At 40.1% G+C, this 26696-nt stretch carries 25 protein-coding genes and 2 other annotated features; of the genes, 18 read left to right on the forward strand and 7 right to left on the reverse strand.

Annotated features, from left to right (window positions below; genetic code table 11):
- Positions 1–174: 174 nt before the first annotated feature.
- The 4 genes from I6N96_RS15785 (at position 175) to I6N96_RS15800 (ending at position 4111) form a co-directional block, all read left to right on the forward strand.
- Positions 175–2160, forward strand: coding sequence for a BglG family transcription antiterminator (locus I6N96_RS15785; protein WP_209558529.1), 1986 nt, complete (start codon positions 175–177; stop codon positions 2158–2160).
- Entirely contained in the window at positions 2129–2599 is a 471-nt protein-coding gene (locus tag I6N96_RS15790) for a PTS sugar transporter subunit IIA (protein WP_209558530.1), read from the forward strand. Before I6N96_RS15785 ends, I6N96_RS15790 begins: the two co-directional genes overlap by 32 nt.
- 84 nt (positions 2600–2683) lie before the next feature.
- The gene (locus I6N96_RS15795) at positions 2684–2992 is read left to right on the forward strand and encodes a PTS fructose-like transporter subunit IIB (protein WP_209558531.1); all 309 of its coding nucleotides are present in this window, start codon (positions 2684–2686) and stop codon (positions 2990–2992) included.
- Between the two features lie 15 nt (positions 2993–3007).
- On the forward strand, positions 3008–4111 hold the full coding sequence (locus I6N96_RS15800) for a PTS fructose transporter subunit EIIC (protein ID WP_209558532.1): 1104 nt from the start codon (positions 3008–3010) through the stop codon (positions 4109–4111).
- A 201-nt stretch (positions 4112–4312) separates the two neighbouring features.
- On the opposite strand, the gene I6N96_RS15805 is transcribed toward I6N96_RS15800, so the two are convergent.
- Positions 4313–5077, reverse strand: coding sequence for a DeoR/GlpR family DNA-binding transcription regulator (locus tag I6N96_RS15805; RefSeq protein WP_209558533.1), 765 nt, complete (start codon positions 5075–5077; stop codon positions 4313–4315).
- Between the two features lie 258 nt (positions 5078–5335).
- Between I6N96_RS15805 and I6N96_RS15810 the strand changes: the two genes are divergently transcribed.
- From I6N96_RS15810 to I6N96_RS15830, 5 genes are all read left to right on the forward strand, one after another.
- Positions 5336–7681, forward strand: a complete 2346-nt coding sequence (locus I6N96_RS15810; protein ID WP_209558534.1) for a formate C-acetyltransferase — start codon at positions 5336–5338, stop codon at positions 7679–7681.
- Positions 7682–7696: 15 nt separating this feature from the next.
- Positions 7697–8479, forward strand: a complete 783-nt coding sequence (locus I6N96_RS15815; protein ID WP_209558535.1) for a glycyl-radical enzyme activating protein — start codon at positions 7697–7699, stop codon at positions 8477–8479.
- A gap of 218 nt (positions 8480–8697) precedes the next feature.
- Positions 8698–9378, forward strand: coding sequence for a fructose-6-phosphate aldolase (locus I6N96_RS15820; protein ID WP_209558536.1), 681 nt, complete (start codon positions 8698–8700; stop codon positions 9376–9378).
- Between the two features lie 79 nt (positions 9379–9457).
- Positions 9458–10555, forward strand: coding sequence for a glycerol dehydrogenase (locus I6N96_RS15825; protein WP_209558537.1), 1098 nt, complete (start codon positions 9458–9460; stop codon positions 10553–10555).
- Positions 10556–10684: 129 nt separating this feature from the next.
- Entirely contained in the window at positions 10685–11251 is a 567-nt protein-coding gene (locus I6N96_RS15830) for a hypothetical protein (RefSeq protein WP_209558538.1), read from the forward strand.
- A 391-nt stretch (positions 11252–11642) separates the two neighbouring features.
- On the opposite strand, the gene I6N96_RS15835 is transcribed toward I6N96_RS15830, so the two are convergent.
- Positions 11643–13178, reverse strand: a complete 1536-nt coding sequence (locus tag I6N96_RS15835; RefSeq protein WP_245187004.1) for an AcpB/EbpR/MafR family transcriptional regulator — start codon at positions 13176–13178, stop codon at positions 11643–11645.
- Between the two features lie 334 nt (positions 13179–13512).
- Positions 13513–13749, forward strand: a binding site (T-box leader).
- Positions 13750–13819: 70 nt separating this feature from the next.
- Positions 13820–14075: a binding site (T-box leader), on the forward strand.
- 118 nt (positions 14076–14193) lie between these two features.
- On the opposite strand from I6N96_RS15835, the gene I6N96_RS15840 reads away from it, so the two are divergent.
- From I6N96_RS15840 to I6N96_RS15855, 4 genes are all read left to right on the forward strand, one after another.
- Entirely contained in the window at positions 14194–15264 is a 1071-nt protein-coding gene (locus tag I6N96_RS15840; RefSeq protein ID WP_209558540.1) for a methionine ABC transporter ATP-binding protein, read from the forward strand.
- A gap of 66 nt (positions 15265–15330) precedes the next feature.
- Entirely contained in the window at positions 15331–16011 is a 681-nt protein-coding gene (locus I6N96_RS15845) for a methionine ABC transporter permease (RefSeq protein ID WP_209558541.1), read from the forward strand.
- 22 nt (positions 16012–16033) lie between these two features.
- Positions 16034–16867 carry a MetQ/NlpA family ABC transporter substrate-binding protein gene (locus I6N96_RS15850; protein ID WP_209558542.1) on the forward strand — a complete coding sequence of 278 codons (834 nt, stop codon included), beginning with the start codon at positions 16034–16036 and terminating at the stop codon, positions 16865–16867.
- Between the two features lie 24 nt (positions 16868–16891).
- Positions 16892–18082: an amidohydrolase gene (locus I6N96_RS15855; RefSeq protein WP_209558543.1), complete on the forward strand. Its 1191-nt coding sequence runs from the start codon at positions 16892–16894 to the stop codon at positions 18080–18082.
- Positions 18083–18296: 214 nt separating this feature from the next.
- Here I6N96_RS15855 and I6N96_RS15860 read toward each other — a convergent pair whose 3' ends face one another.
- Positions 18297–18731 carry a universal stress protein gene (locus I6N96_RS15860; RefSeq protein WP_209558544.1) on the reverse strand — a complete coding sequence of 145 codons (435 nt, stop codon included), beginning with the start codon at positions 18729–18731 and terminating at the stop codon, positions 18297–18299.
- Between the two features lie 403 nt (positions 18732–19134).
- On the opposite strand from I6N96_RS15860, the gene I6N96_RS15865 reads away from it, so the two are divergent.
- From I6N96_RS15865 to I6N96_RS15880, 4 genes are all read left to right on the forward strand, one after another.
- On the forward strand, positions 19135–19968 hold the full coding sequence (locus tag I6N96_RS15865; RefSeq protein ID WP_209558545.1) for a helix-turn-helix domain-containing protein: 834 nt from the start codon (positions 19135–19137) through the stop codon (positions 19966–19968).
- A gap of 36 nt (positions 19969–20004) precedes the next feature.
- On the forward strand, positions 20005–20460 hold the full coding sequence (locus tag I6N96_RS15870; protein WP_209558546.1) for a VOC family protein: 456 nt from the start codon (positions 20005–20007) through the stop codon (positions 20458–20460).
- A 321-nt stretch (positions 20461–20781) separates the two neighbouring features.
- A complete protein-coding gene (locus tag I6N96_RS15875; RefSeq protein ID WP_209558547.1) occupies positions 20782–21294 on the forward strand; it encodes a QueT transporter family protein in 513 nt (170 codons plus the stop codon).
- Between the two features lie 280 nt (positions 21295–21574).
- Entirely contained in the window at positions 21575–22777 is a 1203-nt protein-coding gene (locus I6N96_RS15880) for an aminoacyltransferase (protein WP_209558548.1), read from the forward strand.
- Between the two features lie 140 nt (positions 22778–22917).
- Here the strand turns inward: I6N96_RS15880 and I6N96_RS15885 are convergent, their stop codons facing one another.
- From I6N96_RS15885 to I6N96_RS15900, 4 genes are read right to left on the reverse strand one after another with little or no spacing between them, the layout of a single operon-like run.
- On the reverse strand, positions 22918–23562 hold the full coding sequence (locus I6N96_RS15885) for an ECF transporter S component (RefSeq protein WP_209558549.1): 645 nt from the start codon (positions 23560–23562) through the stop codon (positions 22918–22920).
- An 11-nt stretch (positions 23563–23573) separates the two neighbouring features.
- Entirely contained in the window at positions 23574–24119 is a 546-nt protein-coding gene (gene coaC, locus I6N96_RS15890) for a phosphopantothenoylcysteine decarboxylase (RefSeq protein ID WP_209558550.1), read from the reverse strand.
- Positions 24116–24886, reverse strand: a complete 771-nt coding sequence (coaB, locus tag I6N96_RS15895) for a phosphopantothenate--cysteine ligase (RefSeq protein WP_209558551.1) — start codon at positions 24884–24886, stop codon at positions 24116–24118. The genes coaC and coaB overlap by 4 nt, the downstream gene beginning before the upstream one ends.
- A 23-nt stretch (positions 24887–24909) precedes the next feature.
- Entirely contained in the window at positions 24910–25899 is a 990-nt protein-coding gene (locus I6N96_RS15900; RefSeq protein ID WP_209558552.1) for a YhdH/YhfP family quinone oxidoreductase, read from the reverse strand.
- A gap of 247 nt (positions 25900–26146) precedes the next feature.
- On the opposite strand from I6N96_RS15900, the gene I6N96_RS15905 reads away from it, so the two are divergent.
- Entirely contained in the window at positions 26147–26689 is a 543-nt protein-coding gene (locus I6N96_RS15905; RefSeq protein WP_209558553.1) for a helix-turn-helix domain-containing protein, read from the forward strand.
- Positions 26690–26696 lie beyond the last annotated feature (7 nt).

The raw sequence follows: 26696 nt of genomic DNA on the forward strand, positions 1-26696 counted from the left end.
GGGATAGCGCTGGATGACAGAAAATAAATCAATAGTAAGTTGAAGGCTTTCATTGTGAAAAAATGTGCAATATCTTTTTTTGCAGAAAGCAATGCGCAAGAGGATGTGTTATATGACAGAAAAAAGCTGTGCTATATTTTGCTTAGAATAAAACGTTTACAAGGAGGGAGTGAGATGAAACAGCTAATTGGAAGACAGAAGAAAATAGTCACTATTTTAGCTTGGTCGTCGGAGTATATAACAATAGATGAATTGTCCGTGAAGATAAATCGCTCAATTCGAACCGTATACGATGACTTAAAGGCAATCAATCAATGGATCGAGCTTAACGAGCTGCCTGTAACACTTGAAAAAAAGAGAAGCCTAGGTATTCGCCTCACCGGCTCAGTAGGAAGCTTCAGAAATCTGGAGAACTATGAGGAATTCAAGGAAAAAGAAGAACGCTCTCCTGAAAATCGACAATACGAGATTGCACAAGTTTTATTGGTAGAAGGGAAAACGATCACCTATCAAGGGCTGATGGATAAATACTATGTCAGCTCTACTTCAATCAAAAATGATTTGGAAAAGATACAGAAGAACTATCAAATCAAGCTGTCCAGTACAAAGCAAGGAACAACGCTATCAGAAAATGAAGAAGGGGTTCGAAAGGGATTGTTCCTATTATCAGAGCAATTGCTTGAAAAAAATGATCTTGAATCGATCGATGCATTTGAAACTAAAGGTCCGGAGCTGTTTGGACAGATTTTTGGTGAAGAGCTTACTTACTATGTATTCCAAAAAATTGCAGAAATACAATATAGTGAAGAATTTACCTTACCATTTCAGTATCTAAAATCAGCTACATTGAACGTATTGATTTACCTGTATAGATTATCAAAGGGTTACTCATTGGAAAGAGAGAGCGATTTTCTTTTCGAACAAATTCAATCAATAGAAAGCTATTATTTTTCCAGTGAAGTTTTGCAGGAAGCATCGGATCTTGTTTCATCATTGCGTTATGGAAAGACAGAAATCGAAGCGTTGAATACGTTGCTGATTTCCCAAGGCTTGAAGGTGAAGGATGCAGCGACACAAACAAATAAACAATTGAATGAAGCGATCGATCAGCTGATCAAAAATATGAGTGAAATATTTGAAGTTGATTTTACAAAGGATCAGACTTTGCGAACACGCTTAACTGTTCATTTTATCCCTATGGTTTATCGTCTTCAGGCTGGAATCACTATCAACAATCCGTTGCTGGAAGAGATAAAGAGACAATACGCTTTGACCTTCAATTCAGTCTGTTATGCATTGGCTGATATCGAAAATCAACTTCAACTGACCTTTAATGAAGACGAGGTATCTTTCTTAGCGGTTTACTTTCAGGTAGTACTTGAAAAAATGGATTTTGGCAAGCGCATATTGATCGTTTGTCCAACAGGGATCGGTACCTCTGAATTGATTTTAAATAAGGTAAGAAAAATGCTGCCTCAGAAGGATTCTCTGGAAATCACGACTCTTCGTCAGTTGAAGAAAAATGATTTATCAAAAGTTGACTTTGTTATTTCTTCGGTGGAGCTGGGACAAATAGAGAAGCCGGTTGTTCAGGTCTCTCCATTGATCAGTGCTGAGGATATGAGGAATATTTCAAGGTTATATTCAGAGGTGTTTTTGGAGGAGCCGGAGTTTACGACTGAAGTATTTGATGCATCAGCTGCCTACCTCTCAGGTATTTTGAAGCAGGACTATCTATTTCTGGATAAATGTTTCCAAAATAAAAGTGACTGTCTGACATTTTTGATCGATCATTTAGAAAAACAGGGCGATGTAACGAAGGATTTTCGTGTGGATGTGTTTGAACGTGAAAAAATGGGGGCAACTTCTTTGGAATCGGGCGTAGCGATCCCTCATGCATCTCCAAAAAATGTTCGGAAATCAAGAATTTGTGTATTGGCTTTGGACAAGGGGATTGTATGGGATAAATATAAGGTAAACATGATCATCTTGATTTGCATTGCTGAAAAGGATCGTAAGCAGATTAGAGGGATACTATCAGAGATCTATCAGATCGTGGTGACGAAAGAAAAGGTATCGGGCTTTTTAGACAAGATAAGAACATATTCGATGGAAGGAAGGAACGGAAATGACGCAAGTAATCAATACAGAATTAGTTGATTTAACTGTTGAAGGCTTATCAAGAGACGCAGTGATTCAACAATTGGCAGAAAGAATTGAACAGGACAATCGGTTGGAGAGCCTTGATGGCTATATTGACAGTGTGATGGAGCGGGAAACCTTAACCTCAACAGGGATTGGATTTGGGATTGCGATTCCTCATGGAAAAAGCAGCCATGTAAAAGAAACGACTGTCGCATTCGGACGACTGAAAAACAGTGTAGATTGGAATAGCTTGGATGATCAGCCGGTCTCAATTGTATTTTTGCTGGCAGTGCCGGAAGAATGCAAAGGCGATCAGCATTTACGAATCATTGCCGGTTTGTCCCGCAAGTTAATCCATGATGACTTTAGAGAAAAATTGGCAACAGCAGTTGAAGAAGAAGAAATTGTTGCTCTGATCAGTGAAAGTCTGGAAGCTGTTGTAAATCCAGTCTAGCTTTGAGAAGAGCCTGAAAGAACAAGGATAAACAGATCAGTTTTGATCTAGATAATAGAAAAGCAGAATGAAGGAGAGATAAAAATGAAATTAGTCGCAGTGACCGCATGTCCATCAGGGGTGGCCCATACGTATTTAGCAGCTGAAAGTCTGGCTGTTGCCGCCAAAAACAATGGTGTGGAAATCAATGTAGAAACACAAGGTTCTATTGGTATTGAGAACGAGATCACTAACGAACAGGTTGCAGCTGCTTCAGCTGTTATTCTGACAAACAATATCGGAATAAAAAATGAAGAACGCTTCAAAGGAAAACCAGTTGTCCGTGTCAGTGCAGGAGACTGTATCAATAAGGCAGATGCAATCATCAAAAAATTACAAGAAAAATTAGGCTAAGAAAGAGGGAGAAAAATGAATGAACTTATTTCTTTATTGAAGGATGCACGGAAGCATATGATGACTGGTGTTTCTTATATGATTCCTTTCGTTGTTGCCGGAGGAATCATGTTGGCAGTCAGTGTGCTCTTATCAGGAAATGCTTCTGTTCCCAGTGAGGGAATTCTGGCAGATATAGCCAATATAGGGATTACAGGCCTAGGCTTAATGGTACCGATCCTTTCAGGTTACATTGCCTTTTCCATGGCTGATCGTCCGGGTTTGGCTCCGGGGATCATCGGAGGAATGATTGCCAGTAATATTGGTGCCGGCTTTATCGGCGGGATACTTTCCGGGATTTTGGCTGGGATCGTTGTTACCTATCTGAAGAAAATCAAGCTATCATCTTCTCTTCGTTCACTGATGCCGATATTTGTGATTCCACTGCTAGGCACAATGATTGTTGGCGGATTGATGTATTGGGTCATTGGACAGCCGATAGCAGCAGCCATGGCTGGAATGACTAGCTGGCTGGAATCATTAGGCACGGGAAATTTAGTTATTCTTGGACTGGTACTAGGGGCAATGATTGCTTCTGATATGGGTGGTCCTATTAACAAGGTCGCATTCAGCTTTGGGTCTGCAATGGTTGGTACGATCGATCCTGTTACAGGAGTACCTAGTGATACAGCTCTAGCTATCATGGCTGGGATCGGTGTTGCTATCTGTGTACCGCCGTTGGCAATGGGTGCTGCAACGATTATCGCACCTAAAAAATTTACTGTGGAAGAGAAAAACTCGGGAAAAGCTGCTTTAGTCATGGGTTTAGTCGGTATTTCTGAGGGAGCGATCCCTTTTGCAGCAGCCGATCCGATTCGAGTGATCCCGGCAAATATCATCGGTGGGGCTGTCGGTTCTGCTGCCGCAATGGCACTTGGTGCCGGAAATCCTGCACCATGGGGGGGCTGGATCGTTGCACCTGTCGCGTCCAATCCATTGATGTATATTGCTGCTACATTGATTGGAACAGCGGTTGCAGCAGTAATTGTTGTTTTATTGAAGAAGGAAATTGCGGTGGAGGATACTGATAAGCTGGTTGATATGGATGAAGAATTTGACTTGGATATCACAATCATGTAAGGCATAGGAGTAAGTGATTGTAGTGAGTAAATATGTCTGATTTTCTTGCTGAAACGATGAATGCTTTCATAGGATGAACCAGCTGTAGTTGGAACACTTGAGGTTATCTCTAAAGAATAGCGAGTTGAACGTACTTAGGCACAGCCTGTTGCTAATAACAGGCTGTGTCTAAAGATTTTACATATTTAGATAGTGTATTATTCAAACGGTAATTAAGGTGGTTTCTGCGGCAATCATCCTTCTATACTCATCAGGGAGTGATTGGTTAGTGACCACAAGATCAACTTCCTTCCAGGGAGCCACCTGTACAAGAGAGCTTTTTTTGAATTTTGTGCTATCCAGCAGCACAATTTTTTTCGTGGATTTTTTCATTAGTCTTCGTTTTAGTTCAGCATCAACCAGAGAGGAAGTACAAAATCCTTCTCGCCCTTGAACACCACTGGAACCAAAGAAGCAAATGTCCAGCTGGATGTCTGGATACAGTTCAATTGAGGTATCATTTTGGAAGGCCATGTCGTTAGCAGTATAGCGACCGCCAAAGCAATAGATTTGATGATCACTGTTGGCTAATTCCAAGATTGCAGCAAGTGATCCGGTAAACAGCTGTTTTTCAGGTAGCTGTCGAAGCTTGGCTGCCAAAAGTGCGATGGTACTGCCTTGATCCAGTCCGATGCTGCAGGAGTTCTCAGGGATATACTCCACTGCCTTTAAGATAATCGGCGTCTTTTCATCCAGATACAACGGTGTCCGGTTGCTGACAGGGGCTAATTTTTCTTGCTTGACTAGCTCAGCACCTCCATATTTCTTTTTTAAGATGCCTTCATGCTCTAGATGAGCCAAATCTTTTCTGACGGTTTCATCAGAAACATTGAATTTTTTTACCAGTTCAGTTACCTTCACTGTTTTGTTTTGATAAAGCAATTCAGTGATTTCTTGTCTACGGGCATTGATTTCAGAAGCTTTCAAAAAGTACAGCTCCTTTCTTTGTAGTTAGTATGGATTGAAGCGCAGCCAGAGGTAAAGGCGAGCTTGCAAAGCTGAAAGACTCGTTTAGGTAGTAATTCTATTTTACACTAACTTTTTCTTGAATCCAAATTAATCATATAGAAAAATTGGATTTTCTCTTTTTTTGTATCGTTTTGATGGTTTAAACCCAATTATTTTGTGGAGTTGGTGGTTGAGATAATTTATACTGTAAGTGAAATAAGGAAAGGGTGATCATAAATGGCAAGTGGTGTAATAAAAAAGGAAGAAAATATAATTAATGTCGTTTCGACAGGGAATGATCGTATCCAACGAATGAAGGACAACTTATTTAAAGAAGAAAGGCAGATTTCTCTAGAACGAGCACTTCTTTATACGGAGAGCTACAAGGAAACAACTGAATTGCCGGTAATTCTTCGACGTGCAAAAGCAGTTGAGCACATCATGAATCATGTAGAAATAAGCATTCGAGAAGGGGAGCTTTTGGTTGGAAACCGAACAATCAGGCCAAGATCAGGCATTCTTTCTCCGGAAATGGACCCATATTGGATCATGAAGGAAATCGATACGATCGACTCACGTCCACAGGACCAATTTGTTTTTACCGAAGATGACAAGAAAATTTATTGCGAGGAGCTGTTTCCATTTTGGGAAAGCAACTCAATGAAGGATTTTATTACTGGTCAGATCACCGAGGATATCAGTGATGCCCTGAAGGACGAAGTATTCAAATTAAACCAGACGGATAAGGGACAGGGCCATATCATTATGGATTTTCCATCTATTTTAGAACATGGTATTCAGTATTACATTGACGTTCTTGAGGAGAAAATCAATGCTCAACCTGAAAATGATTTTTTTAAAGCAGGACGCATTGTTTTCTCTGCAATGAAAAATCACTTTTTGAGATACAGCGAGCTGGCGCAGCAAATGGCAGCTGATGCACAAGAGGAGCGGGCAGTAGAGCTGCAGACTATTTCTGATTTATGTATCAAACTAAGTACAGACAAGCCGGAATCCTTTTATGAAGCACTACAGCTGTTGTGGATGGTCAGTATTGTCGGACAGTATGAATCCAATGCTTCATCTCTTTCGTTAGGCAGAATGGATCAGTATATGTATCCTTTTTATAAAAGATCCTTGGAGGAGGGCATTTCAGAGACATTTCTTTATGAAGTGCTGGGTGATTTCTATGTGAAAACAAATGATGTCGTTTTACTCCGTAGTGAAAGCAGCGCAAAATGCTTTGCCGGCTTTCCAACAGGCTACACGGTTGTTCTTGGCGGTCTGGACGAATATGGACATGCGTCTGTGAATCCATTATCCTATATCATGCTGGATATATACCATGAAATATTACTACCGCAGCCGAATCTTTCAGTAAGAATGAATGAATTGATTCCAAGAAAATTCCTACTAAAAACCTGTGAGACGATCCGCCTTGGTACGGGGATTCCTCAATTATTCAATGACGAGGTTTGTATTCCCGGCTTTTTAAGTAAGGGTGTTTCTTTAGATGACGCAAGAGACTATGCGACAGTTGGCTGTGTGGAAATCAGTATTCCCGGTAAAACCTACGGCCTACATGACATTGCATTATTCAATTTGCTGAGGATCATGGAGTTGAGCATGTATAAGCTAAAAGATAAAGCAGATATAACCTATGAACAGTTGATGAAAGATATTGAAGAGAGTATCTCTTATTATGTTGAACTAGTCGCGAAGGGCTCGGATATTGTAGATTTAGGGCATCGGCATTATGCACCGACCCCATTTTTATCTGTTCTTATCAGTGATTGTTTGACGAATGGTAAGGATGTGACAGAAGGTGGTGCGCGTTATAATTTCTCCGGTGTACAAGGAATTGGCGAGGCAAATTTAAGTGATTCCATGTACGTGATCAAGAAAATGGTGTTTGAAAATGAAGAGATGACTTTCAGTGAACTAGTTGATGCGATGGCGGCCAACTATGAAGGAGAATATACAGCGCTGCAAAAGCACGTGATTCAAGATTTTGACAAGTACGGCAATGATAATGATGAAATCGATGAAATCGCAGCAAAGATTTTCCGGTACTATGCAAAGGAACTAGAGAAGTATACGAATATTAGGGGCGGGCAGTTCATTCCCGGAGCGTATACTGTATCTGCACATATTCCATTAGGTGAGGCTGTTGGTGCCACACCGGATGGACGAAAAGCTCAGGAGCAGTTGGCAGATGGCGGGTTATCCCCGATGGTCGGACGTGACCGCTTGGGACCTACGGCAGTGCTGAAATCCGTTAGTAAGCTGGATAATTATTTAACAGTCAACGGCAGCTTGTTGAACTTGAAGTTTCAACCGAATACCCTGAAGGGAAAACAAGGATTGAATAAATTTGCCGATTTTCTGATGGCGTACACTAAGTTAAAAATTCAGCATGTTCAATTCAACGTTCAATCTAAGGAAACTCTGCTGGCGGCACAGAAGCATCCTGAAAAGTATGCCGGTTTGTTAGTAAGAGTAGCTGGGTATAGTGCATTCTTTGTCGATTTGAACAAGAAAATTCAGGATGATATCATCGCTCGAGTAGAGCATGAGCTGTGAAAAGAGGCGGAGGCAATGAATAAGGGCTTAGTGTTCAATATTCAGCGATACTCGATCCATGATGGTGGAGGGATTCGAACCATCATCTTCCTAAAGGGCTGTCCCTTGGCATGTCCTTGGTGTTCAAATCCGGAATCCAGAAAAGGTGTTCAGCCGAGCAGCTGGCGAAAGAACGGTCAGCTGGAAGTCATTGGCGAATGGTATGATCTTGATTCTTTGGTAGAGGAAGCATTGAAGGATGAGATATTCTACAGAACATCAGGCGGTGGTGTGACATTATCTGGTGGAGAAGTGTTGATGCAGGCTGATTTTGCTGCTGAATTATTACGTGAGCTGTCTGATTTAGGTATCCACACAGCAATTGAAACTACGGGCTGTTTTCCAGTGGAGCGATTATCAAAGCTGCTGCCGTATGTGGATCAGGTGCTATTCGATTTGAAAATCATGGATGAGAGTATTTCTCGAAAAGTGATTGGACTAGATGTGCCAACAGTGAAGGAAAATTTTGAAGCTGCATTGATGAACAAGAATATTGAGGTAATCCCTAGAGTTCCGTTGATCCCCGGATATACAGACAGTCGCAGTAATTTACAGGCAATCATTGATTATCTTAAGAGCCAAGATGTATTCGATGTTCATCTGCTGCCATTTCATCAATATGGGGGCAGCAAGTATGATTACTTAGGCTGGGGATATGAAATGAAGGATGCGGTCACCCTGACTGGACAGGAAATAATTAAGATAAAGACTCTATTTGAAGAAGAAGGAATCAGGGCCAATATCGATGGCTTGGAGTAGTTGAAAACAGCTGAAGCAAAGTGATTGTTTCAGCTGTTTCTCTATATCAAAATGGATATGTGCGAGAAATTGAAAAAAGCACAAATGTGCATTTGTAGTCAGGAAGGAGTGCTTAATCCTTGAAATCATAGGGTTTCTAAATTTGAACGTTGATTTTTATCCGTTTTGTTGTCGACATTGCTACACTTAGTATAAGAATAAAGAAGGAGCTGTTTATTATGGAATTTATGCTGGATACAGCAAATTTAGCTGATATAAAAAAATACGCTGAAATTATCCCTTTGGCCGGAGTGACGTCAAACCCGTCAATCGTCAAAAATGAAGGGAAAATCGTATTTTTCGAACACATGAAGAAAATACGAGAAATCATTGGCAAAGACTGTTCTCTTCATGTTCAGGTTGTTGCTCAGGATTTTGATGGCATGATGGCTGATGCCAGGGCAATATTAGCAAATATTGATCAGAAGGTCTATATCAAGGTACCCGTCAATGAAGAAGGGCTGAAGGTGATCAAGGCGTTGAAGCAGGAGAAAATCCATGTGACGGCAACTGCAATTTACACTAAGTTTCAAGCCTACTTAGCCATAGCAGCCGGAGCAGACTATATTGCTCCTTACTTTAATCGGATGGAAAACTTGAATATCGATCCCCGTGAGGCAATCAAAGAGATGGCGCTGGAAATTGCTCGAACCAATAGTTCAACGAAAATACTGGCAGCGAGCTTTAAGAATGTCGCACAGGTCAATGGTGCATTGGAAAATGGCGCACAGGCGGCAACAATGGGCACGGATATCATCAGTCAGGCATTCAGTATGCCGTCGATTCAAAAAGCTGTGGAGGACTTTACCGCTGATTGGGAACAGATTTTCGAACCGGGAACAAAAATTTCTGATTTATAATCTTCTGTTTTTTGTCGGGTGACTGAGTGGAATATAAAGGTTGTGTAATCTGGGATAAGAAAAAGGTAGGAGGAAGTATATGGAAAAAGTATTTGCAAGTCCATCACGTTATGTACAAGGAAAAGATGTATTGAAAACGGGTTTGACCTATATTGAAGATTTAGGGAAAAAAACATTATTGTTATGTGATGATGTTGTTTGGGGAATAGTTGGCGAGCAATTATATGAGAATTTGAAGAAAGCTGATTTTGAAGTTACTCATGTCCCATTCAATGGAGAGGCTTCATCAAAGGAAATCGACCGTGTGTCAGAAATTGGCAAAGAGCATTCCTGTGATGTTGTTCTGGGGCTTGGCGGTGGTAAAACAATTGACGCTGCTAAAGCAATTAGTGACCAGCTGGGAATCGCTGTTGCAGTTCTGCCGACAGTTGCCTCGACAGATGCTCCGACTTCCGCACTTTCAGTTATTTATTCAGAGGATGGTGTGTTTGAGAAGTACCGTTTTTATGCAAAGAATCCAGAGCTGGTTTTAGTAGATACAAAAGTGATCAGTCAAGCCCCAACACGTCTACTTGCTTCGGGGATTGCCGATGCATTGGCAACTTGGGTAGAGGTAAGCGCAGTGATTAAAGCCAAAGGGACAACAATGGCAAAAGGGTATTCAACATTGGCAGCTGCCGCAATTGCCGAAAAATGTGAAGCTACCCTCTTCTCCTTTGGCTTACAAGCAATTGAAGCAAATCGTTCAAAGGTGGTCACCGAAGCGTTAGAAGCTGTCGTTGAGGCAAATACCTTGCTGAGCGGCATCGGTTTTGAGAGTGGCGGTTTAGCAGCAGCCCACGCGATTCATAATGGTTTTACAGCATTAGAGGGTCCTGTTCATGAGAAAACCCATGGCGAAAAAGTTGCTTACGGCACCTTGACGCAGCTGGTGTTAGAAAACAAACCAAAAGAGCTGTTGGATAAATACATCTATTTCTATCAGGTGCTAGGGCTTCCAACAACATTAGCGGATCTGGAACTGTCGGGAATCACATATGAAGAGTTGTTAATGGTTGGTAAACAGGCAACGATCGAGAGTGAAACGATTCATCAGATGGCAGGTACGTATACTGCTGAGGATGTTACAGATGCACTGTTTGCTGTGGATGCTTATGTTAATTCTTTAAAAAAATAATTATCTATTTTATGCTTCCGAAGCTACGTTCATTGCGTTGATTTTCGGAGGCTTTTTTATATTTAACCAGTTGGAAGAAGGGAACTGTAGAAATGGTATAATGGGTAAAAAATAGGAGGTGTGTTTGCTTTGGGAATGAAGGTATATGTAGTTGGAGAAGGTTTACCATACGATGTTAGGTTCGATGTGCGTAAGATCTTAGCAGATGATACGATTCGTCTGCTTCCTGATGTAAAGCTGTTTCCGATATATTGCCCTGCTTGCGGCAGAACACAATCGAATTTCTTTGTCCATCTGGGCTCTCGGTATGGTCAGGTAGGTGAGCTGAATTGTGACAGCTGCGGGCGCCTGATCAGTGTAACGGATCACGATAATCGGGTAGACAGTATTCGTTTTAATCAGACGGAATTTTTCTTTCCAGAGCTTTATAAAACGGATTGGCTGTATTTGAAACAGCTTGAGGAGCAGCAGGATATATCGCTGAATGCTGTGTTTGAACAATATGAAGGATTACATGCCCTATCGATGGATGAAGCAAGACACTTGATTGAACAAGCGATTGGGATGAGGACATCCGGCAATCAAGAATTTATCACAGATACTCGAATAACAAAGCTTCCAATAACTGTTAATCGATGGATAGAGCTGCTTTCAAAATGCGGTGTGAAAAACAGCTATTTAGAGCGGCTTCAATAATAATGTGTAAAAAGCAAACATGAACCGCTGAAACAACAAAGGGGCCTTCCTTCCTTTTCGTTTCAGCGGTTCATCTTTATTGTAACAACCCTTTTATTTATCTAAAATAAACTATTCATCTCTCCTGTTTTCAGATGAACTCCTTTTAATCAACTTGTTGAAAAAAACAGAAAAAAGTTTATTTTATTCAGAATAATAGTAAGTACCCATTGGATATGAAATCTAAAATACATCGATCATTTATCAACAATTAGAAATTATTGATTGGTGAAAGTTAGCAGATATCCTTACAAGAAAAGTATATCTTTTAGAAAACTAAAAAAATAGGTCAATTTTTTCCGGAAAATAGGAAAAATTGACCAATGATAGACTGTGTCTGATTTAGAGAGAATCACTCAAATTCATCATCAGACAAAATGCCGGCCAGAAATCTTCTGACCTTTTGCCAATCCTCCATTGTTGGGATAGGCTTAAGCACATATTGGGAGATGGAGTGTCTTGGATTTTCTATGTATATGGGGTAGTTGCTGATAATTATGTCAGCTTGGCTTTTTGCAAGAAAGTCAGAATTGATCGTTTTATTCAATAAAAACAGTGTGTGTATACCAGAGAAGGTTCTATTTATGATCAATAATAGATAGTCTAAAAATACGTTGTCGCCGTTTAAAGCGAATAAGACTTTTTTAGTCTCTGTTTTTTCTTCGTAAAGATAAATGACTGTATAGATGGTTAAGTTAGCGCAGATATCTTCAAAGTATTCGATTTCTAAGCTATGAAATGCTGCGGAGGTACTTAGCAGATACATCCATTTACCGAAGGTTGCCGAATGCTCGTGACGAATAAAATGAATCATCTGACTATCATTTTTTTGAAATAAAGGAGTTACTTTGTTCAAAAATAAATGAACAGCGAAATAGTTCTGCAAAGCTTTAAAAAAGGCGGGGGCTTCTTGAACGTTCGTGCTGAGATGCTTAGCAACTTCCGATGTAATCTTACTCAAATTTTCTTGAAGCATTTGACTCTTAAAGGAAAAATCTGGATTACCAAAGAGGTAGTCTTTATAAACAATACAGTCAAGACTGGTGGCATAAGAAAAAATCAGTTCATTTTCAGAGAATCCGATACTTTCAGGATAGAAACGCTTTTGAATATCCAGATAAATTATTTTGAATAATCGGTATTTTTTCGGGAAAAAGATTTCTTCTGCTTGTATACGTGCCGCTTCATAATGAAAACCATTCTTGATTCGTATTTTTTGAACCATTTGCCAGTAGCTCAATCGTTTGTGATCCAATAAAATTTTCAAATGCAGCTTTTCTTCCAGACACATGGATAAATAAGCGACAGATTTTTGATGAGCTATCTCCGGACGGAAGGATACTCGAATCGTTTCAGAATGGTAAAAATACTGAAAATAGAAGTAGCGAATATTTTCCTCCGTTCCAACGAGTTGAACAGGTGAAGTTGTTAGTGTCAGTGAATATTTTTTTAATGATTTTTTCAACTTCAAGAGATGCCTTTTTAAGGTTGCCTCGGATACGAAGCACAGGTCTTCCAGCTCATCCAACGTGACAGCGGGTCTGATAAACAATAAATCTAACACTTTGAAGCTCAATACTTCAGTATTTAACGTATTGAACAGCAGTTGGATAGTCGAAGAATCAACAGGCTGTATGAATGTGCCGATAGTAGTTTCTTCAAATAGTTCTTGTTGGGAAGGAATAAGGGCAAGAAGCTGTTCTACGTCTTGTCGAATGGTTTTGCTGTTCACTTGAAACTCTTCAGCGAGTTCCTCAAAGGAAATTGGGTAATGGGACTGTCTTAGTGTGGCTAAGAGTTTTAGCTGGCGCTGAAGTTTATTTTCTGTAACCAGCTGTAAGAGTGACGATTGAATGAATATCAGTCCTTTTTCCAGCAATAGGATCATTATAAGTAGAATGATAATAAAATAACAAACGTCTATTTTTATTATACTTTATTCCTACTCGTTTTATGTCTCTATTACAGGTTAATATAGAATAACAAGCGAAAATAATTTTAACACAGCCCTTTTTTTATAACATTAAAATATCATGGGGTTCTTCTTTTTTTTCACAGTGATTTTCCTGAAATCTGCGGCTGTTTTTTCATTGAAATAAACAAGAGGGTAGGTACACTGGTCGGAAGCTTGAGTAAGAAGAAAAGTATACTTCAGAAATTTTTTTGGAAAAACATTTGACAATCTTAAAAAATTCCTATAGAATGCTAATCAACACTTAATAAAACATCTGTTGAAGAGAAGAGTAAGTTTGGTTTATCTTTTTAGAGAGTCTCTGTTTGGTGAAAGGAGATAAGATAGAAAAGCTGAAGATGGTCTCTGAGGAAAAGTTGTTGATAGGTAAGCAACTTCGGGCAGCACCCGTTATCAATGCAGCAAGTTAGAAGATGACTTGAGAAGAGAGAAGCAAAATGAATTTGCTTCAAAATAAAGGTGGTACCGCGACTATTTCGCCCTTTTACTGATTGATCAGTAAAAGGGCTTTTTGTTTATCTGCATAAGATGAACACAAGAAAAATAATTTGATAATAAAGAAAGCGTAGAAATGGAAAGTACATATGGAGATTCATCAGACAGAGAGCCTGTGAAAGCTGAGAGCAGGCGGTGAAGGAAGTATGGAAAATGGCCATTGAGCAGCGCTCCGAGTGGAGAAATCCATAAGGCAGCGACGGATGCACCCGTTATAGTGCTGGAGTATAAGCAGTGATCTTGCTGCCGTACTTGAAGAGGGTATTTATGTGAGTAGATACTGAAACGAGGTGGTAACACGCAAAAGGCGTCCTCAAGTGCACAAATTTTTGTGCATTTGAGGATGCCTTTTTCTTTTGAAAAAAGGTACGGCCAAATGGTTAACAGTGAACCTTATAAACGGTAGGTTCTTGAATAAATAGTGAGGTGAAGGATTGTGATTGAGTTAAGAAATGTAAGTGTGACTTTTCAGGAAAAACAGAAAAAAATAGATGCAGTGAAGGATGTCTCTTTGACCATCGAAAAAGGAGATGTATTCGGTATTGTTGGCTATTCAGGCGCTGGAAAAAGTACCTTGGTCCGAGTGATCAATCTACTGCAGCGTCCAAGTGCAGGAGAAGTGATCATCAATGAAGAAAGGCTGCAGGCCTTTTCAGCCAAGAGGCTGAGAGAGCAGCGCAAGAAAATCGGGATGATCTTTCAACACTTTAACCTGATGAATGAACGAACGGTCTTTGATAATGTCGATTTTTCCCTGAAATATTCCGGGTTGAAGAAAGAAGAACGGAAAGGAAAAATCGAGAAGCTGCTGCAGCTGGTTGGATTAGAGGAAAAACAGGAAGCCTATCCCAGCCAGCTGTCCGGTGGTCAGAAACAACGTGTGGCGATTGCCCGAGCATTAGCGAACGATCCGGAGATTTTGTTGTGTGATGAAGCGACAAGTGCGCTTGATCCAAAAACAACGAACCAAATATTAGATTTACTAAAAAAGCTTAATCGAGAGCTGGGACTTACGATTGTCTTGATCACACACGAAATGCAGGTGGTAAAAGAGGTCTGCAATCGTGTAGCGGTGATGGAGGATGGGAAGGTTATTGAAGAAAATAATATTGTTGCAGTCTTCAGCGACCCCAAAGAGGCTTTGACCAAAGACTTTATACGTACAGCTGCTCATATCGATCAAGCATTGGAAACAATTTTTGAGCATCCGACATTGACAAATCTGACAGAACACGAAGAGCTGGTAGAGCTGTCTTATGTTGGAGAACAAACAAGCGAGCCGTTGATTGCTCAGTTATTCAGTAAATATCATGTCGTGACGAATATCCTTTATGGAAATGTGGAAATCGTCCAGCAGGTGCCGATAGGACGGCTGATTGTCGTTCTTTCCGGAGAAGAAAAACAGCGGGAAAAGGCGAGAGCCTATTTACTTGATCAGAAGGTGAAAGTAAATATCTTGAAACAGCTTCATGAGCATAGAGAAGACAGAGTCCTGCATGTGGTTTAAATCGAGTAGTCATCATAGAATCGTGAACAAAGAAAAATTAGAGCGAGTAAAGGGGTAGAATGAACGATGCAGAATTTTTTAGAAACGACCTTTCCCAATGTGATTCAATTGAAACAAGAATTTATCGATAGCACGTTAGAAACCCTCTACATGGTTTTCTGGACAGCGCTGGGAGCAGGGGTCCTAGGTATTATTTTAGGAGTGATCCTTGTAACAACAGCTCCAAGAGGGATATTTTCCAATCAAGTGATCTATAGTATTTTAGAGAAAATCATCAATGTTTGTCGGTCGATTCCTTTTATCATCATGCTGGCATTGATCCAGCCAATCACACGTCTTCTAGCTGGAACGACGATTGGGACAACAGCAGCTTTAGTTCCACTGATTGTGGGCGTTACACCATTTTTTGCCAGACAAATCGAGAATGCACTTCTGGAAGTTGATCAGGGGATCATTGAAGCTGCTGAAGCGATGGGCACAAGCCCATTGGGAATCGTCTTCAGAGTTTATCTCGTTGAGGGCTTACCAAGTATCATCAGAGTATCAGCAGTGACAATCATTAATTTAATTGGACTAACGGCGATGGCTGGAGCGATTGGTGCCGGAGGGCTCGGCAATTTAGCAATCACAAGAGGGTATAACCGATTTCAGACAGATGTCACAATAGCAGCAACAGCAATTATTTTGATTCTGGTCTTTTTAAGCCAATTCATTAGTAATCAATTGATCAAACGAACATCACACTAATTTTTAGAAAAGAGGAAAAAGAATGAAAAAAACAGTAAAAATATTAGCAGCAGTAGCATTAGCAGGATTGGTTTTGGCAGGTTGTTCTTCCGGAAGTGCCAAAAATAGTAAAACAGAAACGGTTAAGCTGGGTGTGGTTGGAGCAAACAACGAAGTATGGGAATCTGTAAAGGATCGCTTAAAGGACGAAGATATTGATTTAGAAATCATTGAATTCTCAGATTATACACAGCCGAATGCCGCTTTAGCTGAAAAAGAAATCGATTTGAATTCATTCCAGCATCAAATATTTTTAGATAATTACAATACAGAACATAAAACTGAGTTGGTTTCTATCGGAAATACGGTCAGTGCACCATTAGGAATTTATTCAGAGAAAATAAAGGATGTCAAAGAGCTCAAAGATGGAGCTGAAATTGCTATCCCAAATGACACGACAAACGGTGGTCGAGCGTTGCTCCTGCTTCAAAGTGCCGGACTGATCAAGGTCGATCCAACAAAACAGCAGACGCCGACAGTTAATGACGTCACAGAAAATAAGCTGAATTTGAAAATCACTGAACTAGATGCCGCACAAACAGCGAGAGCACTACAAGATGTGGATGCTTCAGTTATCAATAGCGGAATGGCTGTTGATGCAGGCTTTGTTCCGACAGAAGATGCCATTTATCTAGAACCAGTCGATGAAACGTCTAAGCCGTATGTGAATATCATCGTTGCCAGAAAAGAAGATGAAGAGAATGAGCTTTATCAAAAAATCGTGGATGCCTACCAACAGGAAGAGACGAAAAAAGTAATTGAAGAAACATCAAAAGGATCAAGTGTTCCAGCATGGGAAACATTTGGCCGTAAATAATCAAAAATCAGGAGGAATCAGACCATGAGTATAGCAGTAGAAAAAAGCATCAGAGATGAAGTATTAGAAGGAAAAGAAGAGGTTATTGCATTACGCAGACATTTTCATCGATATCCCGAAGCTAGTCTAAAAGAGTTTGAAACAATCAAGAAAATCAAAGAAGAGTTAACTGCATTAGAGATTCCTTTTGTTGCAGTAGGTGAGACGGGTGTTTTGGGAACAATTGAAGGCAAAGCGCCGGGGAAAACGATATTATTACGTGCAGATATCGATGCATTGGAGCTGGAAGATAAAACCGGAAAAGAATACCAGTCTAAGAATGCCGGCTTGAATCATGCTTGTGGGCACGATGGACATGCGGCAGCGCTACTGGGTGCTGCGAAGATATTGAAAAATCATGAAAATGATTTTGAGGGGAAAATCCTGCTGGCTTTTCAACCGGCTGAAGAAATTGGTGCAGGGGCTTGTCAGTTTGTAGATGGTGGTTTTGTAGAGAATGTTGATCGTGTGTTCGGGATTCATTTAGACTCGAGTGTAGAGGTTGGCAAGCTTGTGGCAACTAAGGGACCAACCAATGCCTCCTGTGATATTTTCAAAATCGAAGTGGAGGGCTTCAGCAGTCATGTGGCACAGCCTGATGTAGGCCGTGATGCTGCATTAGCGGCTGCCAGCATTGTTGTAGAGCTGCAGAAAATCGTGGCAAGAGAAGTCTCTCCTCTCGATACAGTGGTTGTAGGAATTGGGGTTATCAAAGCTGGAACACGGTATAACATTGTTGCAAATCATGCAGAAATCGAAGGGACTGTTCGAACCTTCAGCCATGAGACTCGTGCATTTGTTCTGAAACGAGTGAAGGAAATTGCGAACCAAATCGCTGAAGCACACCGTACAAAGATTTCTCATTTTTCAATTTACGATGCTGCCGGACCATTGATCAATGAAGAGGCAGCAACGGAGCTGGCACAACAAGTAGCTGCCGATATCGTTGGTGCTGAACATGTGATCAAGGATAATCCGAAAAGTCTGGGAGCAGATGATTTTGCTGACTTCTTGAGTAAAGCACCAGGAGTATACGGACGTGTTGGTACACGCAACCTGGAAAATAAGGATACACAGTATGGGCATCATCATGAGCAATTTGATATTGATGAAGACGGGCTGGCTTATGCAACGGAATACCATGTACAATATGCATTGAGCTATTTAGCGGAATAAAGTGAAAAGGAGAGTGGGACAATAATCTGTTGCCACTCTTTTCCATACTCTAAATCCGAATAAACGGCGAGTCAGAAGTAGCTCCTACGACAATAAGCCGGAATTCAACAAAAATTTGTGAAACAATTTTCGTGAATTCCGGCTTATTGCTTGTAGCTAAACACTTCTGTCTCAGCCTCGTTTATTCGTGTTTAGCTAGGTGTTTAGTTTTCTTTTATTCTTTTACGACTAACACATTGCAAGAAGCATTCTGAACAACATAATTTGTTGTTGAGCCAATGGTGTTTTCTGCCAGACGTCCTTTTCCTGTTGCGCCAATAACAATCAGGTCAACATTTTCTTCTTCAGGAACAGATGTAGAAATATATTCTTTCGGGTTACCAATTTCAACAATTGGTTTGACCTCTGTCAGACCTTGATCAAGAGCATAATCAATATGTTCTTCCATTTCTTGTCTGACAAGCTCTTTTTCTTCAGCCAGTACCTTTGAAAAAGCAAATGAGCTGTGGCTGATCGCATTCTCATCAATGATCGATAAGATGTATAACGCAGCATCATTTTTGACAGCTAACTCAACGGCATGCTTTAAGGCAAGCTCCGCATTCTTTGAACCATCTACTGCAACTAAAATTCTTTCGTAACTATTCATCCTGTTTCATCTCCTTCGTATCAGTTCATAACTTTCTTATAAAACAAAGTGACTACTAAAACGGCGAATCAACTAAAAGAGTATCCTAGAGAAATGATTGAATAAGGAAGTTATTGTAACTGTTCATTTCCTAAATACAAATTAAGTATAGCATGAAAAAAACAGAAAAAGAAAACGATATCAATTGATCTAAAAAAGAAAATAAATTCTTTCTTACTAGGCAGATAGAAGGCTATGTTGTCACCATCCTTGCAGAGAGAGACAGCGATGCATACTTCTTCGAAAATAAATGAGTATATAACGTTGGGAGAAATGACGGGCTAACGTGTATTGCTATTTTTAGTCTTAGCTAATCATGCTACAATTACTATATGAGATATGAAGAAAAAATTGGAGAAAACACATGATAAAACAGGATAGTCTTCATTCAATCAGCGATGAACGAGTGATTATTGATGGAAATGATAAATTTGTTTATGTATTGCCAAATGAATCTTTGAGGCATTGGATTTCAAACTTTACGCTATCATTCCCTGATGAAGAAAGCATTTCAGATAACTATACGATTGTGCCTCATGGAAGTGTGACTTTAGTCTATTATTATGATGATAACGGCCTGCACAGTCTGTTGTTTGGTGCGACAACGCAGCCAAGAGTAGTGGGAGATATTGCAAATAAATGTGAGATTATCTTCATTATTGAATTTCAGCCGGCAGGCTTCTTTCCTTTTAGCGGTGTGAAGCAAAGTGAATTACTCAATGGGGTTCACTCTCTATCTGAAATAAATCCTATGATTGATTTGAAAGTGAAGGAATTCTTCTTAAAGGAAGAAGAAGCTGAAATACTCTTTGGTAACATTGAAAAGCTCTTATCTGAGAATATTCGAACGAATTATCCAACTGCTCTTACAGCTGCAATACAGTTGATCACTCAAAGGTCAGGGATGATTTCCTCAAAAGAGGTTTCTCAAACTGTCTCATATAGTACCAGGCATCTAAATAGGTTTTTTAATGAGTATCTGGGGTTGAGCATGAAGGCTTTTGCTCGAATCGTTAGGGTCAATAATGCTTTGCGGCTGTTGAATGATCCTCAGAAATCACTAGCCGTGATTCTTGTTGAACTGGGGTATTATGACAGCTCTCATTTCATTAAAGATTTCAAGATTGTCTGTGGTATCACTCCCCGTGAATATCGAATAAATATGTCCGATTTTTACAGTGAAGTTGCCAAGTTTTAGCTCTATACTTGTCTTTAAAAGAAAGGAAGATGCGTGATGAAATTTGGCGGAACGTTACTGATTGTTGAGGATATTGAAAAATCAAAAGAATTCTATCAAGATCAGCTGGGCCTTAAAGTTACAATGGATTTGGGTGAACATGTATCATTTGAAAATGGTCTTGCTTTGCAAGTTGGCTATGAAAAAATTATTGGTCAGCACTTAAAGAAGATACAAGGTGCACATAACTTTCAGATATATTTTGAAGTGGATAATATCTGTGAATGGGAGCAGCGAATGAATGAAGCAGAATCGGTTGTTTTCCTGCATTCAATCAGAGAGTATCCGTGGGGACAGCGTTCGATCAGAATCTATGATGTGGATAAAAATATTCTCGAGATAGCAGAAAGTATGGACTCTGTTATAAAGAACTGCATCGCACAAGGCATGATCGTAGAAGATATTGCGAAGAAGACAATGTATCCAATTGAATATATTGAAACGCTGCTGTGATCTGGGAGTTGAAGCTTAAAGGCATGGGACAAAAAAGTTCCATGCTTTTTTACTTGAAGAGTAGCTAATTCAGATGAAAGAGAATGAAGCTCGTAGAGGGGATGATTGTCGTATTATTTCTCAAGTGTTTCAGCTAATTAAAACAGAGTAGATGATTGACATTCGATAAGTGCGATGATAGTATTAATGCCGTTGCAAAGGAACTGTGATACACATCTCACAGAAGAAATAGTATGCTCAAAATACTAGTACAAGCTCCTTTTGCAGCCTGGGTTCATCAACCATCCCCAGTAAAAAAACTTGGAGAAAGAAGGGGAATATATGCAAACATCTGCTACACCGAACAAAAATTTGAGAGTGCTGACACTCAATGCAATCATTATGGCGCTGTATTTGGCGCTGACACTTTTTGTCGCACCTGTTGCTTCCGGTCCAATCCAGTTCAGGATTTCCGAGAGCTTGAATCATGTAGTTGTTTTCAACCGTAAACTGATGTGGGGCGTACTTGGCGGCGTGATTTTTTACAATCTGGTATTTGGCTATGGTGTGATCGATGCGCTTTACGGCGGCGCTCAAACATTCGTATCTTTGGGGCTGACTGCCTTGATTTACAACAAAGTAAAAAATGTGAAAGTTCGTTTGGCGTTAAATACGGTGTTCTTCACTGTATCCATGGTATTTATCGCTGTTATGTTGACCAATACAGGAGGAACAGAAGAAGGCTTCTGGATCACTTATTTCTTCCTGGCATTCAGTGAATTCATTGTCATGGCGGTATCTGCACCATTGATGTATTTTCTAAACAAAGCAGTACACTTTGAATCACGTGTTTAAATAGAGAATGGACCTTATCCCTTTAAATCAAACACCGACAATGCTGAAAATTTTTTCGGCAGAGTGGGTGTTTTTTCTTGAAATATGATTTACTACTAAAATACGCGGAAAAATAAGGGTGATTTTCTCTTTTTATGTGTTGGATTGTTTACAAATCAGGTAGGAAAGATTAAAATTAAACTTTGTGGAGAACTCCATTTTGATAAATAAGAAACTGTTATTTACATTTTTGATGAATGACAGCTGAAGATAGAGTAGAGAAGTAGAAGGAGGAAAAGAAATGTACGAGTTTAAAATTGGTATAGATCCAGTAGAACATGATCGTTTTGTAGCACAGCATCCACTGTGTAATCTGCTGCAGTCATCTTCATGGGCTAAGGTCAAAGACAATTGGGGATCAGAGATAGTGGGTGTCTATCAAGAAGGTGAGCTGGTGGCATCCAGTTTAGTTCTCTTACGTCCGCTTCCGGCAGGATTCAAGCTCTTATACACTCCTAGAGGACCAATCATGGACTATACAAATAAAGAGCTAGTTCAATTCTTTATGGATCAGCTGAAGCAATTCGGTAAGAAAAAGCGCGCTGTTTTTGCCAAGATGGACCCTACTGTTATTTATAAGAATATATTGATGGATCGTGAAGAAGAAATGAATACTGAGGCACAAGTGATCATTGATAATATGACTGCTTCTGGTGCTAAATATCAAGGACTGACGATGGAAATGTCCGCAACGATCCAGCCTCGTTTTCAGGCCAATATCTACAAAGAGGATTTCAGTGAAGACAAGCTGTCAAAAAGCACAAAGAAAATGCTGAAACAGGCGCAGAAAAAGGGCGTTACCGTACGACAAGGGAATAAAGAACTAGTGCCTGAGTTTGCTGAGATGATCAAACTGACTACAGAGCGTCAGCAAATCTCACTTAGAAATGCAGATTATTTTGAAAAGCTGATGACAGTTTATCCTGATCAATCCTTCATTATGCTGGCGGAGGTTGATCTGAAGGCTCGTTACGAAGAGACACAAGCAAGACATGAGAAAAACAAGCAGGATTTGGCTAATTTAAAAGAGAATCAGGTAAAGAAAAGACATAATCTGGAAGAGTTGGAATTTTCTCTGACGCGTGAACTTGCCGAGCTTGAAGAAAGTATGGGGCACTCAGGAGATACAGCAGTTGTGGCTGGTGCCTTGGCAATCACTTTTGGTACAACAAGCGAAATTCTCTATGCCGGAATGGATGACCGTTACAAGCGTTATATGCCAGCTTACCTCACTTGGTTCGAAGCCATTAATGAATGCTTCAATCGAGGGTGTGAAAGCTGTAACATGGGTGGTTTAGAAGGCAGTTTGAATGACGGATTGATCAAGTTCAAGTCGAACTTCAATCCAAAAATCAACGAGTTTGTCGGCGAGTTCGATCTACCTGTTAATAACCTTATGTTTAAATTGAGCGAATATGCGTATAAATTGAAAAAGGGAAAATAATAAAGCAAAGCCTTGATCAGAACTTTTTGGTCAAGGTTCTTTTGTTGTGTTAATGACGATGAGAAATTGTCGCTCTCATCCTAAATAATAAGGCGTGTAAGTTTTTGATGATCATCAAAAGCTTACACGCCTTATTTTATTTATAGTTTTTGTGTTGCATTCGTTTTTGTCAGTCTAAGTAAAACAGCAGTTACTGCTGCTGTAGCGAAGCCGGCAACGATTGCTTCTACTAGTCCGCTGGTAAAGACAACGCCTAGGATAACAGAGAAGACTGTTTCAAGACCGATACCAACTGCCTCAGCATAGGAATCTTTGAAAAGCAGGAAGATCCCACCCATGACTAAGATGGTATTAGTTGCTGCACCACTGAAACCGGCAATAAAAAGACCGATAGATTTAGCGCCTGCACTTTTTTCAGCACGTTTACGAAACAGCTTGTAGACAAAATAGGGGACAATCCCTATTAAGATTCTTGGAACGATGGCGATAATGATAGCTTTCCAGCTTCCTTGATCTGTCCCTATCACCGGAATGAAGGGAGAAAAGAGAAAGGAAGTTGGTGAAATAATCACCGTCGCCCGAACCATACTGATGATACCGAATACTCCGCCGAGAAAACCGCCTAGCTTTGGACCAAGAATGATCGATGCAATAATAACGGGAATATGCATGGTCGTTGCATTGATTGGCCCAATCGGTATGAAGCCTAAAAAGGGTACAGAAGCCAGTAAAATTAGAATGGCTAAAAACATTGCCGTCAGCGTAAATTTCTTTGTATTAGTCATTGATGAACTCCTTATGAATGAGATAAAATTCGGTTTACTTCGTTGACGATTTCATCAACGTCCGCTAAAGCTCCTCTGCCGAAATCACCGCAGGCCAGTAACGCTTCCCGTGGTTCGATTTCCTGATAGCCGACTTCTTTAAGTGTGTTTAAGTTCTTTTGCATGATCGGATTTTGATACATATACGTGTTCATAGCAGGTGCAATCAGTTTAGGAACCTCTTCCTTCAACGCCATCGCAACAGTGGAAAGCATATCGTCTGCGATGCCATTCGCCAGCTTCCCAATGATATTTGCTGAAGCGGGAGCAACTAAGAATAAATCAGCCCTCTTAGCCAGCTCGATATGGTTGATCTGCTCCGGATAGATTTCCTCCATGACTTCAGTGTGTACCGGATTCTTTGATAACGCCTGCAGCGTTAGCGGGGTGATGAATTTGGTACTGTTGACAGTCATGATCACTTCCACTACATAGCCCAGTTTACCTAAACGACTGGTAATATCGGCTGCTTTGTATGCAGATATGCTTCCTGAAACACCAAGTAAAATTGTTTTCATGAGTGATTTGCTCCTTTCATTTCTACATTCCTTACAATGAGTTGAGCAATGGCTTGCTTTGTTTCAGCCGTTTCTGTCTGACCATCTGAATGGATCAGGATTCCACGATGTTTTTCACCGTGAATGGTTTCAAGATTATTTGCCAAAACAAAATCGCATTGATTCTTCTTCAAAGTAGTGGTGCCTACATTGATCAGTTCATTTTCAGAAACACCGACGAGTAATTTAAATCCAACTAAAACAGTGGTTGGTTGTTTTTCTCGAATTATAGAGATTATTTTAGGATTTTTTTTCAGGAAAAGCAAGAGACGTTCTGTATTTGACGAGATTTTTTTTTCTTTTTGTTCCTGTGTGCCTAATTGCTCCATTACTTTTTTGACTGTTTCTTCTAAAGCTGATTGTGTGAAATCCTGCTGATCTGCTAATGATTTCGCAAGAGCTGTGGTCAATGCTTCTTCAGGAATACTTGTTTCACTTGAGAAGTCACTGACAGCCATGCTATGGATGATTCCGTCGAAGACCTGCTCGGATAATAGCTGGTTCATTTTGCTCAACAAGTCTTCTGTTGTCTCAATTTGTTCTATCGTTACATGTTCAGATTGTTCTGGTTTGACAGCGTAAGGGGTGGTCAAATAGGTTACTTGATGCCCGTGTGCCAGAAATTCTTCAGAGATAGCTTTACCCAAGCGTCCAGTAGAATGATTTGTGATCGAGCGGACATTGTCTATTTTCTCTGAGGTTCCACCTGCAGTGACTAGTATATTCATTTTTCCAACTCCTTGCTTTATTCTTAAAACTTGATGATCGTTCGACCAACATGCTGTCCTTTTTGTAGGGCATCAAAAACGTTCGGTGCTTCTTCTAAAGTGATTTCATTGATCAGCGCTTGCTCGGCACTATTTAAATCAGCAGCAAGGCGCTGCCAAATTTTTTGTCGTTTGTCCATCGGTACATTGACAGAATCGATACCTAGAAGTGCAACATTTCTTAAAATAAATGGCAGGACTGTTGTGTTTAGTCCAAGTCCGCCGGCATTACCACAGGCAGTGACGCTTCCGCCGTAATTGATCAGGGGCAGTACTGCTGCTAGGGTGTCCCCACCCACAGTATCTAATGCAAAATCAAACAGCTGTTTTCCTAATGGTCGGATTTTTTCCGGCATGAATTCTTCATGTAAAAGGACTTCAGAAGCTCCTAATTGCTGCAGCTTATTAATAGTATCTTTTTTTCTGGTTAAAGCAGTGATGTTTTTATAGCCTAAGCCCTTCAACATGGCAATACTCAGTGAAGCCACACCACCAGATGCTCCAGTCACAAGGATGCGGGCTTCTTTATTTTCTGAGAGTCCGTTCCTTTCAAGGGCATCAATACACAAGGCTGCTGTAAATCCGGCAGTTCCAATGATCATTGCTGATTTTTCAGACAGCTGATCGGGAAGCGGCACGACCCATTCAGCTGGGACCCGTACGTATTCTGAGAAACCACCTGTATGACTGACGCCTAGTCCGAAGCCTGTAATCAGTACCTTATCGTTTGCTGTGAAGCGGCTATCATCTGAAGAAACGACTGTTCCACTGACATCAATTCCGGGAATCATTGGGTAGTTACGAATAACTCCGCCATTTTTCATGACTGCCAAGGAATCCTTGAAGTTGATTGAAGAGTAGCTTGTTTTGATCAATACGTTTCCTTCTGATAAATCATCAAGCGTGATCATCTGAATATCGGATGTGATCTCTCCGTCGATTTCTTGAATAAGAAGTGCAGAAAACTTTTCCATAATGAACCTCCACGTTATCATTAAATATGTTGATACTATCATATCATATTCTTGCTTTTTTCTTTCCAATTTCTTCCCTGTGTTTCTCAAGATTATTTATTGAAAAGAAATCATCATTTTTTTTAATAAAATGGTTGCTATTTTTACAAAAGTCCGTATACTGAAAAAAGGTTAAATTAAACTCCTTGTTTAGTATTAGTAAACTTTGTAGGATTTAATAAAAAAATGATCAAGATGGGGTGAGTGAATGGAGATTGGCGAGAAGCTGAAGAATCTTCGGATTCAAAAAAATCTAACACAGGAAGAGCTGGGGGAACGAACAGACCTGACAAAGGGGTATATCTCACAGCTTGAACGTGATTTAAGCTCACCTTCTATGGAGACATTTTTCAATATACTAGAGGTTCTGGGTGTGACACCGGAGGAATTTTTCAGTGAGGATAATACTGAGCAGAAGATCGTGTACGGTGAACAGGACTGTACCTATTATCAAGATGAGGATAATGGTTATCAGCTAAAATGGTTGATCCCGGAATCCAACGAAAAAGAAATGGAACCTGTTCTTTTAACGTTTGACAAGGATGGCGAATATAAGAATTTTGAACCTTCACTTTCAGAGACGTTTATTTTTGTACTGGAGGGTTCGGTATCGTTAATTCTTGGAGAAGTCAGTCATACGGCGAAAAAGGGTGAAGCAATTTACTACGAGGCGACAGAACCTCATCAACTAATAAACAAGTCAAAAGGAAAAAGCCGAGTGCTGATCGTGGCGACTGAATCTTATCTGTGATTTGGAG

Origin of the sequence: Enterococcus larvae (genome assembly GCF_017830045.1) — a bacterium.
Taxonomy (GTDB): domain Bacteria; phylum Bacillota; class Bacilli; order Lactobacillales; family Enterococcaceae; genus Enterococcus_L; species Enterococcus_L larvae.